This is a genomic window from Parabacteroides sp. ASF519 (assembly GCF_000364265.2).
GTDB classification, from domain to species: Bacteria; Bacteroidota; Bacteroidia; order Bacteroidales; family Tannerellaceae; genus Parabacteroides; species Parabacteroides goldsteinii.
This window is the reverse complement of record NZ_AQFV02000006.1, coordinates 616577-630952: the sequence shown is the minus strand read 5'-3', so window position 1 is coordinate 630952 and position 14376 is coordinate 616577. Positions and strand designations below refer to the sequence as shown.

General features: G+C 40.0%; 10 protein-coding genes. 1 reads left to right on the top strand and 9 read right to left on the bottom strand.

Going from position 1 to position 14376, the window contains the following annotated elements; genetic code table 11:
* Position 1: 1 nt before the first annotated feature.
* Positions 2-1375: a sugar porter family MFS transporter gene (locus C825_RS02475; RefSeq protein ID WP_010801280.1), complete on the bottom strand. Its 1374-nt coding sequence runs from the start codon at positions 1373-1375 to the stop codon at positions 2-4.
* 161 nt (positions 1376-1536) lie between these two features.
* Between C825_RS02475 and C825_RS02470 the strand changes: the two genes are divergently transcribed.
* Complete coding sequence (locus C825_RS02470) at positions 1537-2424, top strand: AraC family transcriptional regulator (protein ID WP_044215019.1); 888 nt, start codon at positions 1537-1539, stop codon at positions 2422-2424.
* 124 nt (positions 2425-2548) lie between these two features.
* Here C825_RS02470 and C825_RS02465 read toward each other — a convergent pair whose 3' ends face one another.
* From C825_RS02465 to C825_RS02430, 8 genes are all read right to left on the bottom strand, one after another.
* Positions 2549-3892, bottom strand: a complete 1344-nt coding sequence (locus C825_RS02465; protein ID WP_009860592.1) for a BT_3987 domain-containing protein — start codon at positions 3890-3892, stop codon at positions 2549-2551.
* A gap of 36 nt (positions 3893-3928) precedes the next feature.
* On the bottom strand, positions 3929-5815 hold the full coding sequence (locus C825_RS02460; protein WP_009860591.1) for a RagB/SusD family nutrient uptake outer membrane protein: 1887 nt from the start codon (positions 5813-5815) through the stop codon (positions 3929-3931).
* 19 nt (positions 5816-5834) lie between these two features.
* Entirely contained in the window at positions 5835-9227 is a 3393-nt protein-coding gene (locus C825_RS02455; RefSeq protein ID WP_009860590.1) for a SusC/RagA family TonB-linked outer membrane protein, read from the bottom strand.
* A 143-nt stretch (positions 9228-9370) separates the two neighbouring features.
* Positions 9371-10564, bottom strand: coding sequence for a FecR family protein (locus tag C825_RS02450; protein ID WP_010801279.1), 1194 nt, complete (start codon positions 10562-10564; stop codon positions 9371-9373).
* A gap of 59 nt (positions 10565-10623) precedes the next feature.
* Positions 10624-11178: an RNA polymerase sigma factor gene (locus C825_RS02445; protein WP_010801278.1), complete on the bottom strand. Its 555-nt coding sequence runs from the start codon at positions 11176-11178 to the stop codon at positions 10624-10626.
* Positions 11179-11466: 288 nt separating this feature from the next.
* A complete protein-coding gene (lepB, locus tag C825_RS02440; protein WP_010801277.1) occupies positions 11467-12144 on the bottom strand; it encodes a signal peptidase I in 678 nt (225 codons plus the stop codon).
* 26 nt (positions 12145-12170) lie between these two features.
* Positions 12171-12794: a hypothetical protein gene (locus C825_RS02435; protein WP_009860586.1), complete on the bottom strand. Its 624-nt coding sequence runs from the start codon at positions 12792-12794 to the stop codon at positions 12171-12173.
* A 21-nt stretch (positions 12795-12815) separates the two neighbouring features.
* Positions 12816-14372, bottom strand: a complete 1557-nt coding sequence (locus tag C825_RS02430; RefSeq protein ID WP_010801276.1) for a DUF4934 domain-containing protein — start codon at positions 14370-14372, stop codon at positions 12816-12818.
* Positions 14373-14376 lie beyond the last annotated feature (4 nt).

Here is a 14376-nt window from a genome sequence, read left to right as displayed (position 1 = left end):
TTTATTTTGTTAATTCTTTTTCCAGTTCTTCCAATGTTTTTCCTTTTGTTTCAGGAAGTTTTGCACGTATAAAGAAGAATCCGCTCAAACAGATGGCACCATACAACCAGAAGGTTCCGGAAGCACCCACCGCTTCATTCAATATCGGGAAAGTATAAGTCAGCAGGAAGCAGGCCGCCCACAGGAAGAATGTGGAGATAGCCATTGCCATCCCGCGTATCCTTACAGGGAATATCTCGGAAAGAACCACCCAAACCACCGGTGCAAGAGACATAGCATAGCAGGCAATCGCCATCACTACCAGCAGAAGCATCGGCCAACCGCTTACTTCAAAGAAATAGCAGGTTCCCAATATTCCATAGATAACAGCTAGTCCTGCCGAACCAACAAACATCAGGCTTCGTCTACCCCATTTGTCAACCGTATAGATGGCAACAAAAGTAAAGATCACATTAGTCACCCCTGTCACTACAATATTCATCAAGACATCCGACACCGCATAACCGGCTTCCGAAAAGATTTCATGAGCATAATTAAAGATCACATTGATACCGCACCATTGCTGGAAGATCGCTAATACGATTCCGATAATGAGCACGTTCCGAACACCCGGCTTTAACAGAGCCCCCCAGTTTACTTTTTCTTCTTTCTTATCGGTCAGTTGCGCCAGTTCGTCCAATGTCTGATCGGCATATTGCTCTCCACCGATACGTAGTAGGATAGCCCGTGCCTGAGTCGTCTTTTGCACGGTTGCCAGCCAGCGCGGACTTTCAGGAATAATAAAAGAAAGGATAAAGAACAATCCGGCCGGAATCAGTTCCGCCCAGAACATCCATCGCCAGGCCCACTCGATACTGTTGGCACTCAACGTTTCACCCCCCTGTGTAAAGTACTCTCCGATTTGCCAGTTAGCCAACTGCGCCATCAGGATACCCAAAACAATCGTCAGCTGATTCAGGGAAACAAACTTTCCCCGGACAGAGGCCGGAGCGACCTCAGCAATATATACCGGCGAAATGTTCGAAGCGATACCGATACCGAATCCACCGACTATACGATAAATGATAAACCAGTTAAAACTGTCGACCGCCCCCGTTCCGTAGGCAGACAGTACAAAAAGGAAAGAAGCGATAATCAACATCTTTTTTCGTCCGTACTTATCACTCCATTCACCGGAAAGCAACGCACCGGCGAGGCAACCGATCAAGGCACTACTCATCGCCCACCCACGAAGAGCGGCAGAGCCTTCAAGTCCGAAAAAGGGTTCATAAAATATCTTGGCACCTCCGATCACTACCCAGTCGTAACCGAATAATAATCCGCCCATAGCTGAGACCAGGCAAATAAGTAATAAGTAAGCTGTTGTTCGCTTCATGACATTAGTATTAAAGTTATGGTGCAAAGAAACAGGTTTCCGGTTAATAGTGAAATAGATAAAACTGGCTTAGAGATGGACAATCTTTCGATTTACATTCCAAAAACAACAAGATATAATATAAATAACATATCTTTGTGCATATCTATAAATCCAGTACCATGATCAAACTCAAAGACGGTTTTAGCGGAGAACGGGCCCTTGTATTACCCCAATCTATTATACAAGAAATGGAGAAAGACGCGCTTTCATCGATCCTGCACATTACGGACATCGGTTATTACCCGAAGGCCCTGCATCATTTCCGTGAACGGAAAGAGCCGATCTGCCAGTTCGTCTTCATTTATTGTATAGAGGGAGCCGGATGGTTCCGTTGCGGCGACCAGGAATATACGGTCACAGCCAACCAGTATTTTATCCTGCCAGCCGGAGTCACGCATGCCTACGGTTCGGATGATACGAATCCCTGGACCATTTACTGGATACATTTCAAGGGGAAGCTGGCCTCTTACTTTGCCGGCCAGGCCAGCCGTCCGATCGAAATAAAACCGAGCGTCCAGTCCCGGATCAGTAACCGGAATGATCTTTTCGAAGAGATATTCCGCACATTGGAGATGGGATACAGCCATGAAAACTTATTGTATGCCTGTTCTGCTTTTCATTATTACTTAGGTTCCTTACGTTATCTCCAACAATATCGTGAGGCAGCCCGTAACGAATCGGATCAGAACGATATCGTTACCGCTGCCATCCACTATATGAAAGAAAACCTGGAAAAGAAAATAACATTAGCAGACCTGGCAACCCATATAGGCTATTCCCCTTCCCATTTTTCCGTCCTGTTCAGCAAACGTACCGGATATGCCCCCCTGACTTATTTCAACCAACTGAAGATACAACAGGCTTGCCAGCTACTGGACTTTACGGATATGAAGGTAAACCAGATCTGTTATAAAATAGGGATAGAAGATACCTATTATTTCTCCCGGCTGTTCAGCAAGGTGATGGGGATGTCACCGAGGGAGTATAAGAAGCAGAAGAAAGGGTAAGTATTTTTCAAGTTACAGCATTTGATTATTTCATAGAACAATTACAAAGAAAGCGGAAATATGGAATCTAATGAACCATACTTCCGCCTTTAATAACAAAAGACTTATGTCTGGGAAATAAAGTCTAGAAAACCTTCATTCCAAATTCACTCCATACGAAGAAATTACCTCCTGTCGCATTTTCCGGAACAGAGAAACGAATAATCTTAAACGGCTTTCCTACCATAATCTTCGAATTATAAGTTTCTTTACCACCAGTCGGCAGTCCATCGGTCAGCGTGCTTATCTTATTAAAAGATACACCATCCAGACTTCCTTCAATAATGATCTTTGCCGGTGCGGCACTGCCATTTGCCGAACGTGTCGTATAATAGAAATTAAACGCAGTAGTCTCTGCCGGTAATGCAACCTGAAGGTAATGAGAACCTTCCACAGCAACGCTCCAGGCAGAATGGAAGTAAGTTTCCACATCTCCATCCAACAGATTTGCCAATGAACCTTCCGACGGCTCAACCGCATTTGAAGAAAGCATATCGGCTGTCAATTCCACTTTTTTCAATTTGCTTTCGTCCGGTACATATGAAATACCATATAAACAAGCGTTTTTAGCAGCATCAATCACAAATCCGTCTTTCGAACAATCAATCAATCGTAACGGCAAAACAAAGTTTCCATACTCCAGCTTCGTACGGTCTACCGTTATCTCCAGATCTTTCGAATTCTCTTCCGGAACGAACGACACGGTTCCATCGTTACTTAGTGAATATACACTTTGTGGCAATATGGCATAATTAGTCTCATTCTCTTTGTTATACTCCTCCAGTAAAGATTCGTCTACTCCTACCGTACAATCGAACGTCCATTTACTAACCATCGGTATAGAGACCGGTAATGTAAACTTAGCCTGCGTATCCCCTCCGTCGGTGAATGTATTCGAAACAAAACCAGTTTGCTCGAAATAAACGAAAGGTATTTCTACGGATGGTATCAAAATAGTCTTATCTTTTTCCGAATTGATAGAATCGGCTGAATTTACCAAAGAAACGGGTAACACATACTTCGTACCAGCCGGCAAGTTGTAAATAAGATCCGTCTTAAAAACAATGTTCGCCATTTTATATAAATTGTCCGAACCGAACACCAACCGGTTATCTGCAAGTTGGTAACAATTCTCCGGCAGCTTGACGTAAGAAGTCCCGTTTTGTGCATTGTAAGCATCCAGAGCCGCATCGTCCAATACTGCCACTTCTACATCTGTCACACTTGCCAGGTCTGAGCCTGATTTATTAACAGTTAGTTGATACTCCGTATCTTCCCCAGTCTTATAGAGTGTCAACGGTATTTCCCCGCTGTTTCTAAAATAGACAATTGTGCTATAGTCGCTCAGATATTCATCTTTATTGTCATCACATGCCACAAAACCGACAGTTAAAGAGAACAAAAGCGATATCATTAAAATCTTTTTCATAAATAATTCTTTTTAGATTCGTAAGAATGGTTTCTATTACCAACCATAATTCTGGGTTAACAATTTATTTCTATCCAATTCGCTTTGTATGAAAGGATACAAATAATGATTGTCTTCAAACACACGTGTTTCGAAAACCGTTCTCTCCCAGAAACCGTCAGGAGTCACATCCCCACTACCAGGAAATTGTGCATTCATTCCGTACATCGGGCCACCATCAACATCTTTGGCTATCATCCATGTACGCGTATCGAAATAGCGATGATTCTCGAAAGCAAGTTCAATCCGGCGCTCGTTACGACAAAGTTCGATCAACTTTTCTGTTGAAGCGTTGGGGTAAACTTCAGTAATAGGAGCCAACCCAGCACGATCACGCAAATCAGCCCACACTTCCATTGCCTGCGCCTCATAACCTCCGGGCATAGCAACATTGTGTCGCTTACATTCAAGTACCGCTTCAATGAAATTAAGATACATTTCAGCCAGACGAAAAGTCGGAAATACAATATTTCCCCATTGTCCACTCGCTGAATTAAGCGTATGGTCATAAAAACGATTAACCAGATATCCGGATTTAGGATAGTCATGCGATTTATTACTGTTAGCACCTTTCGCAAAAGAAATCTTTGTCATTCCACTGCCGTGATGCCACCAGTTATCCCCGAAAAATACAGACACATAGAAGCGGGGTTCACGATCTTTATACATATTAGGAGCCGTCAAATCATATTCTCCCGCACCTCCCCAAGCCGGATATTTCCATGTCGTCTTTTCGAACTCATCAACACTATATCCCGAACTTCTGTCAACAATCGGTTCTTTTCCGTTATATCCAGTAATAGGATAACGTCCGTTACTCATAGCATACGCATCAACCTGCTGCTGTGTCGGTCCAACACCGCCATAAGCAGTTCCGGAAATACCGGTCGGTACTGTATGTACTCCTAACTGATAACGTCCTTTATACCCTGTAGACCAGATAAGCTCTGAATTCCAATATTCCTGTGTGATACCATAGTAATTAGCATATGGGTCAGAACCGTCACCGGCACGATACAATTTATACAATGGATTATCAATTAACACTTTTGCTGCTTTTGCTGCTTCCAACCATTTATTGGCATCATAATTTTGCGGGAAAAGATTCACACCTGACAATTCGGGAAACAGATCGGTAACCGGATTCTTTACAGAACTATAAAGTTTGTTACCATTGAATAAATCACGTGCCGAATAAAGTTTCAAACGAGCAATAACAGCCTGGCAAGTACCTTTAGTAGCCAATCCTTTCTCCGCATCCGAATAACTTTCAGCCATAGCCGGATCGTTAATGCAAGCTTCCATTTCACTTACAACATAATCCACACATTCCTCCCATGTATTGCGCGGACGATAAAGAGCCTCCGTAGACGCTGTAAAATCCAACAGTTCGTCACCTAACAAGAAGACCGGACCATAAATACGCATCATCAGAAAGTAATAATAAGAACGGGCAAAACGACTCTGCACTTTATACTGGGCTAATTCTTCTTTTGTGACAATAGGATCAGAGCATCTATCTACATTCTGCATAAAAATATTACATTCACGAATTCCCTTATAAAAGCGATCCATCTGATAATTAGGGACATTACTTGCATTCCAGGATCCGAAATTGATCCAGCGAAGTTCGCGGGCATAAGTAACAGTTCCTTCATCAGAGGCTCCCAGCCAGGGTAAATTCGTAAAGTCACCGGCATCATCAGGAAGAAAACTCATCGAGTTGAGCCAATAACTCCTTGTATCATTACGAGTTTCCCATATTTTATCGAAGGTCAGTTTTTCATCTTCCTGCCTGTCCAAAAAATCATTACAAGAGGAAAAGAATATTACCCCCACAGCAAAACAAATGATTTGAAAAGAAGTTTTTATCGAGACTTTCATATATATCTTTTTTAATGAATTAGAAATTAGCATTTAAACCTACGGTAATCACCCTGTTAGGAGGATAACCGGAGCCGTCACCATTCCCTTTTTCCGGATCCCAAAGTTTGAATTTACTAAATGTCAACAAGTTATTACCCGAAAGATAAAAACGCAACGATTTGATAAACGTTTTGTTCATTAACCCTTTTGACATCGTATATCCCACTTCAAAATTTTTCAGGCGCAGAAAACTACCGTCACGCATCCACCAATCGGATGTCTGTGAATTATTAGATGATCCGACAGCACCACTCCAGCTCAACCGGGGATAAATCGAACCAGCATTTTGTTCAGCCGTATTACCCGGACGCCATACTTTATCATACACATCTTCATTGATGGCAGCACGTTCCATATTTCCGGAACCAAATGGTGTTTTAATGGTAGACCCGCTTAAAAAGAAATTTACATGGCTAACACCCTGGAAAAAGACATTCACATCCCAATTCTTCCATTGTGCGGTAGCCCCGAAACCGTATACAATTTCCGGCAGGTTTGTAAATCCCATAGCGATTTTATCTTGTGAATCGATCTGACCATCACCGTTTATATCCTGATATTTGATATCGCCGACCCTATACTCACCAAAGGATTGCTTGGGACTATTGTCAATTTCTTCCTGGCTTTCGAAAAGTCCCAGGGCAACTAATCCAAAAGGCTGCAAATTGCCACCCGAACCAAACGGTTTGCCGATTTTGTTCTGATATTTATATTCCCAATCCGGTTCGTCGTTATTCAGCAATTTATTCCGGTTGTAAGTAAAGTTGGCACGTCCGGTCAGAAATACCTCTCCGACCTTCTGTGTATATTCAACCGTACCGTCGAATCCCTGGTTCATTGTTTCCCCGATATTCGTATAAGGAATAACCGATAAACCTACAATAGCCGGTAAGCCGGCACGCTGAAGAAAGATACCGGTTCGTTTTTCATGAAAATAATCGGCTTGTACCCTCACTTTGTCGAGTAATGACAATTCAACTCCGACATTCATCTTAGTAGCTTCTTCCCAGGATGCAGATAAGTTCTCCACATCTCCAACACGAATACCTCCGCCACCATTAGCTCCGGCGGAACCATAATTCCATTGGCCTGCTCCAGCATCATTACCTACCAGAATAGTCGATTCATATACCCAGCGGCGTTCTCCTCCGATATCGTCATTTCCAACTATACCATACGAACCCTTCAGTTTCAGCATATCGACCACTTTTGTTAGCGGCTTGAACCATTTTTCATTCGAAACCATCCAACCGATAGCACCAGCAGGGAAAAAGCCAAAGCGATGTCCACGGGCAAAATTCTCTGAACCGTTGTAACCCATATTAGCCTCAGCGAAGTACGTATCATTGAAAGCATAGGTCACACGTCCGGCAATACCTTGGTTCTTATAAGGTAAAGATTTAAATTTATCCCCTTCCTGCGTACGTGTATGTATTTTATGATTATAAAGGAACAACGCTCCTACACGGTGTTTGTCTGCGAATAAGTGGTCGTAATTCAATGAAGCTTCCATATAAGTAGTCATTGTTCCGTCACGACCGATAGCGTATGACAACTCTCCGCTACCTGTACGGACAGGAGAACCGAAAATAAGATCCCCATTCTCATCTCTTCCAGTTGCATGATACTGGGTTGGTTCTTTGCTACGGCGTTGAATCGTTGTATTCCATGCATCCCATGAGAACTTGAAATTACCGGTTAATCCTTCCAAGGGTTCCCATAAAGCTCCAAAATCCTGTGTCAATCCTATCAGGGATTGCGAAGAGTTCCAGAATTGTTCGCGATATCCGGAGTGCACAAGCATGTTCCAGGGATTATAACCGGAATCGGTTGACGGAGCAGCAATCGTTCCATCCGAATATTCAATAGGGAAAGCGTTGGGTGATACCAGATAGGTATATTCCCATATTCGGTTATCATTATCACTATCACCCGGACCAAACGATTTTTCATAGATATTTGCCAAATTCAGGTTTAATGTCGTGCTTTTGGTTAAAGCCAAATCTACATTAGCACGAAAATTGAACTTATCATAATGAACAGACGAATTATAGTCATACAAATTACCGGCACTTTTAAAAATAGAGCTTTCATTATAAAAAGAGCCTGAAATATAGTATTTCACAATATCGGTACCACCTGTAATGCTCAGGTTAACACGCTGGTTGGAAGCCAGGTCGTTATAGAGTGCATCGATCCAGTTCACATTCGGATACAGATCAGGATCAGCACCGGTACGATATTTATCAATTGCATCCTGAGAGTAATATCCCGGCTGGATATCATTATACAAATCAGCCCATTGTGCAGAATTAACCATCTTTGGCATCTTAGTAGGACTGGTTATACCTGCTTCGGCACGCACATTAATAACGGGTTTTCCGAGATTACCTTTTTTAGTTGTGATCAGAATAACACCATTTGCTCCACGTACCCCATACACAGCTGAAGCCGAAGCATCTTTCAGGATAGAAAAAGAAGCGATATCATCGGTATCTACCAGGTCCAGTTCACGTTCGATACCATCAACCAGCACTAATGGAGTAGAACTACCTTTAAACGAAGATACACCACGAATATAAAAATCAGCAGCACTATTTTTTCCAGGCTCTCCCGAACGGGTCATTGCTACAACACCAGCCAACTGTCCGGCCAGTACATTGGAAATAGATGAGCCAGGCATTTTTAAATTTGCTACATCTACGGTAGAAATAGCACCAACCACACTTTCTTTCTTCTGACGACCGTAGCCGACCACCACCACCTCATCCAAAACTTCATCATCAGTAGCCAATGTGACATTGATAGTTGTCTGGTTATTTACGGCAATATCCACACTTTTCATACCCATATATGAAAAAGTTAAAACACCGCCGACACCATCTATCTTAATTGAATATTTACCATCAATATCAGTAACAGCCCCAACAGAACTGTTCTTCAACCAAATATTCGCCCCAATCAAAGGTTCACCGGTCGCATCGCTGACAACCCCGGTTACCGTTATACTTTTCTTTTGCGAAACAGCAGGTAAAGAAACAGGACCGGAAACCGCTTTTCTTTTTACCACCACCTGGTTACCATTTATCTGATAAGTTAGTTCTGTCTTCTCAAACAGCGGATTAAGAATTTCTTGTATAGAACCTTTCACTACTCCAGTTTGCGCATTTCTATTCAACTCGCTTTTGATCTCATCGGAATAGAAAAACACATAACCGGTCTCGGTTTCTATGAATTTAAGAACGTCCAGCATAGTGGACTGTTTTTGTTCCAGTATTTGTTCTATCGAAATAAACGACTCATTATTTGCATAAGCACAGGTTATACCCATACTCAGCAGTAATACAATAATATGTCTGATTTTTTTCATACATTTGTATGTCTTTAGGTTTTTCATTTTTAATTGGAAAATTTAAATTTCTGACAAGTCCGGACGATCTTGCCCATCGTTCGGGCTTTTAATTTCAAGCGTTTTTCATATTCTATATTCCATAGGCAATTCTTTTTAAGTTATTATTCTATTAGTAATGTATTTGATTCAAAGCGATAATGAACATTATAAAGCATTGAAAAAGTTTCCATGACCTGCTCTATGTTATCAAACAAGACGAGTTTACCGGAACTTGTCCGCAGGGCAATACCAGGAGCACATTCAATTTGCACATTATAATAACGACTTAAACGCATCAGGATATTTTCCATTGTTTCTCCTTTAAAAATAAGTACGCCATCTTTCCAGGAGATATAGTCTAAAACATCTACCTCATTAATTTCGTGTTTATCAGGCTGAAGGGTCAACTTATGATTTGGAGTTAATTGTATATTTTCTTCTTCCTTTGTGTCAACCATCACGCTACCTTCTACTAAAACAACTGATTGTGCCTGCTCGTCACCATAAGCGGAAAGATTGAATTTAGTCCCCAACACATTGACTGTAAAACTAGCCGTTTTCACATGAAAAGGTTTGCCACTTTTTACGACCTCGATATAAATCTCCCCCTCCGCTTCGATAGTACGATCGTCACCTTCAAACCGGGAAGGGAAACGCAACACGCTCCCTGAGTTTATCCAAATTTTAGAACCGTCAGCCAGTAATAATGAAGAACGGCGCCCTTTAGGTACGACCAACGTATTCATCACTGTCTCATCAATATTCTTTTCAATCCCTTCAGCCTCAATCTTTTTTACAACGAGTTCTTCATCCGGAGAATTTTTCATCGTTACATCAGAGTTGAAAGAGATCAAGGTGTTGTCCTCCACATTTATGACTTTGTGATCCTTTGTTATCAATGTAACCTCCGTATGAACCGTGTCAATAGCCATACCGATACCTGTCATCAGATTATTTCCTGAAAATAGACCTCTATCCATTAACCAGTATCCTGCCAAACTAACTGTTACAAAAACAGCACAAGCCGCTGCATATCTCATAAATAGATTATGCTTTTTAAAACGCTTTTGCTGCATTTCGTTTTGTAACCTCAGCCAAATTTGTTCTGATTTTTCATCCGGAATAGAATACTCGTTCAACCGTACTGATCTTAATATTAAACGTGCTTCGTCAATAGCCCGCTGGTTTTCCGGATGTTCTTTTATCCAAACATGCCATTTAATATCCAACTCTTGGGTCGGTACCATACACCACATGACAAAACTATGGTCATGCAACAATCTATGTACTATTTCTGGTATTTGTTTATCGCTCATTCCTTACTTTTATGAGTATTCATTTAAATAAATACGCACAAAGAAGAAATATGACCCCATTAAAATGGAAAAAAATGATCGGAAAGAAAAAAATAAAATAAAACAGGACCATATTGCTCACGCATACGTTCGATTGCGCGATATATTAATTTGCGTGTCCCCTTAGTCGTAAGATTCAGTAATACAGCAATTTCATCATACTCTAATTCTTGCATATAGCGTAAATAAATGGCTTCTCTTTGTCGTCCCGTAAGACTGCATAACATATTTTCAATTTGTTCGGCAATTTCCTTTCGCTCCTCCTCTTCTTCTATATAATCCAGTCCGGACACAGTTATAGAAAACAGATAATCATCTGATTCATCGATATCTTCCATAGTAACTTCCTTCCGCTTTTCAGAAATCATTCGATTTTTTAAACACCGGAAAAGATAATATTTTACATTATCATTATCGACAATCTCATTCTGATGTTCAAAAAAATGTAGGAATACATCATGAATCAAATCATACAACGCATCATCATCAACACCGAGTGCCTTACCATATGAATACATCTGACCTACATATTTTTCATATAGTCTTTTATAGTCACATTGTTTTGTTTTCAACATTTTTCCTAATTTATTATGCAATGGACCATTATTCCATAGTTCTTGTAGAACAATGCATTTATTAGCAATGACCAAAGATGTATAAGATATTATTGATTCGGTATAAAAAATCAAGCTAAGAGGTCACTTTTTGTGCCAAAATCTCTTTTTCTACATATCATTCTTTATAAAGGATATAATACTTTTTACCTATTTTGTAATTTATAATTCCATCGTTCTACAAGAACTACGTTGATTATTACAAACAAACTCTTTGGCAGGAACAATGTGAGATAAAAGAATCAGGACCTATCTGGTTATTTTATAAAAAAAGCGTCCAAACCTAATCTTTTTGCCTTTATTCCCCAGATTGTTAACAGAAAACAGTACGTAATTAAATTTACCCACAATTAAGGTTTCCGGAATATATCCAAAACACCGGCTATCCCTTGAATCGGCTGAGTTATCTCCCTCAACATAATAATAAGTACGTTTGAGCCTATAAATAGAATCGCAAATACCATTTATATAGACAGAACGTTTTCTCATCCTCACATCACATCCTTCCTCTGCAATTAATTTTCTCAGGAACAAATAATTGTCCCGTCTGACATGCAAAGTATCATTCTTCTTCTTTATCCGAGTGATTCGCTTTACTAATAATTGGTCCGTACTTTCCGGACTGTTGAAAACCACTATATCACCCACTTCCGGATAGCCTATTCCAGGAAGTCGCCTGTACTTCCAATGAGTGTTCCTGTCCATTTTCCGCAACGGGCGTATCCATGTAAAAACATTGATAACCGGAATATCCGCCCATCTAGCAGGAAAACGTGCTCCATACGTAATCTTATCTATCCAAACCCTATCACCGCAAAGGAGTGTCGGTTCCATACTACCGGAAGGTACTATACATAACTCTCCTACTGCAATCCGGATAAAAAGACAAAAAAGTATGAATAAAATAACAGCAATGACCTTTTTCATCAAAATATGACTTTACCACTTATTTTTCAGTATATTACCTTATACTTAAAGAATCGTACGATCGCATCATAAAATTCCGAATTAAAATGTTTGGTATGGCTATCAGTCACACAAGAGCTGACTATAAACAAATCATCTGTAATCATCCATGTTATCGCCGCCGGATGATTTTTGCTGAACTCCTCCAACACAGATACATACTTGTCATCCATATAAAATACCGGTATTTCCGATTTCAATCGTAGCAGTTCATTTTGCACATCTTTTCGTGGCAAATGCGATATGATCAGCATCCTCCCTCCGATTATTTTTTTCAGTTTTTCCAATGAATTCAGCTGTTCCATAATACAAGAGGAGCATGATAAGTCCGAAAAATAGAAAACGACATTATAGCCTCTTATCAATGTTTCCAGTCCCATGCGTCCTATCATTTTATCCTGATACCCCAATGTCCCTGTTACATTCTCAAACTTTTTCCCGTTCAGTTTTAAATAAGAATAGGCCTTCCCCAACTCTTCATTCAAATACTCGTCGGAAACTATTTCATTCTGTGAAACGACTTTATTGTCATTCTTTTTCATGGCAAAATTTAAAAATATATTCGCTACCACGGAAATCAGAATAGCAATATACAAATAGATTCTTTTCATATAGATTCAATTTTATAGTTGTTACTTCTTTACTTTCAATAAAAAGATCATCGGATTAGTTTCCCCGATATTATTCCGATCCGGAAAACGTTCCTCAATCATCGCTGTTAATTCTTTTGCTCTTTTAGCAGTCAGAAGTCCTTCTTCCTGCCAAACCTTAAAACCTATATTAATAGCTGCCTGCAACCTTTCTTGCGGACCTACCGATATCAAATAATCTTTATATTGGCCAATTGGATGAGAAAGACCTATAAACAAAAAATCATTCAATATATGGCTAAAGGTTTTGACTTTTTGTGTCTTTTTGTCGTAAACCGTAAACTGGGGAATAACTATATGCTTATTTTTAATAAAGACCTTGTCATTTATTTCAAATATATCCTTAATCCCTGCCATTTTCTTACACTCTAATAGAACTGTCAGAGGAAGACGAGTTCTTTTAAGAATACTCTCACGGTCGACCTTACTCATTGATTTATCTTTATAATCAATAAAATATTTTGGAGTTAACTCATCTCCTCTTATAGTAAAAATAGAATCACGCAAATCTTCTGCAAAAAGAATTTCGTTATCCAGTTTTCGGAAAACACAATAATTAGTTTTTGATAGTTTTTCAATAACCGGATAATACTTATTCACCGTTTTCCCTTTATCATCCTTGATAACTAAAGAATATAAAGGATCACCATGAACCACATTTTCCCGATACAAATAGAACAATCCATTTTGATACTCAAAATTATCAGCATAATAATTCATCGGTATATCTTTTATAAAATCTCCTTCATAAGAAAAAGCAAGAACTTTCGTTCGCATTAAATCATACAAATAGACCACTCGTTCCTCTTCGTTCAATGAAAAATCGGATAAATCAACAAATTCTTCAGGTTCCTGCCCACGGTTCCCGATCTTATACAAATATTTCCCCATATGATCAAACACATAAACGCCTTTTGGATTATTTCTTTCCATGATAAAAATATAACTGTCAGACATCACAACCTTTCTGATTTCTCCTAAAATACATTCATCTTTGAATTCTAAAGGAATCATTTTTATATCCTCTGCAAAGTCAGACAATTTACCATAATCGGTTTCCATATCTGTTATCGGTATAGAAACCATATCTCCAATTTCTGTTCTCTTTTGCTCTTCTTTTATTGATGCAGCTGCACCATCGGCTTTTGCATATTCTATCCAGAATTCGCCACAAGGTGATGAAGAACATTGCTTATCTCCTCCTGGTTTACATCTTGTTGAAGCATTACTGACAGATAAGATTCCATACCCATCAGCTTCAACTTTGAATTGTAATCCAAAAGCAGTAACAGTGTCAGCTGCACCTGTGACAATTACGAAACAATCTTCTGATATTTCAGTCCAAAGAACGCCAGTGTCAGTACCAGCTCCCTTACCTGCGTCTCCACCAGTACTAATAGAATCATTACTCTGTGCCAACACTTCTAAATGAAGCGGATGATCCTTAACGCCATCGCCACCCCAGGCGTACTGGATGTTTAACACAAGTGCCAAAAGGAGCATTGCTCCACCGATTTTCAGAAAGCTTTTCTTTGTCATGCTT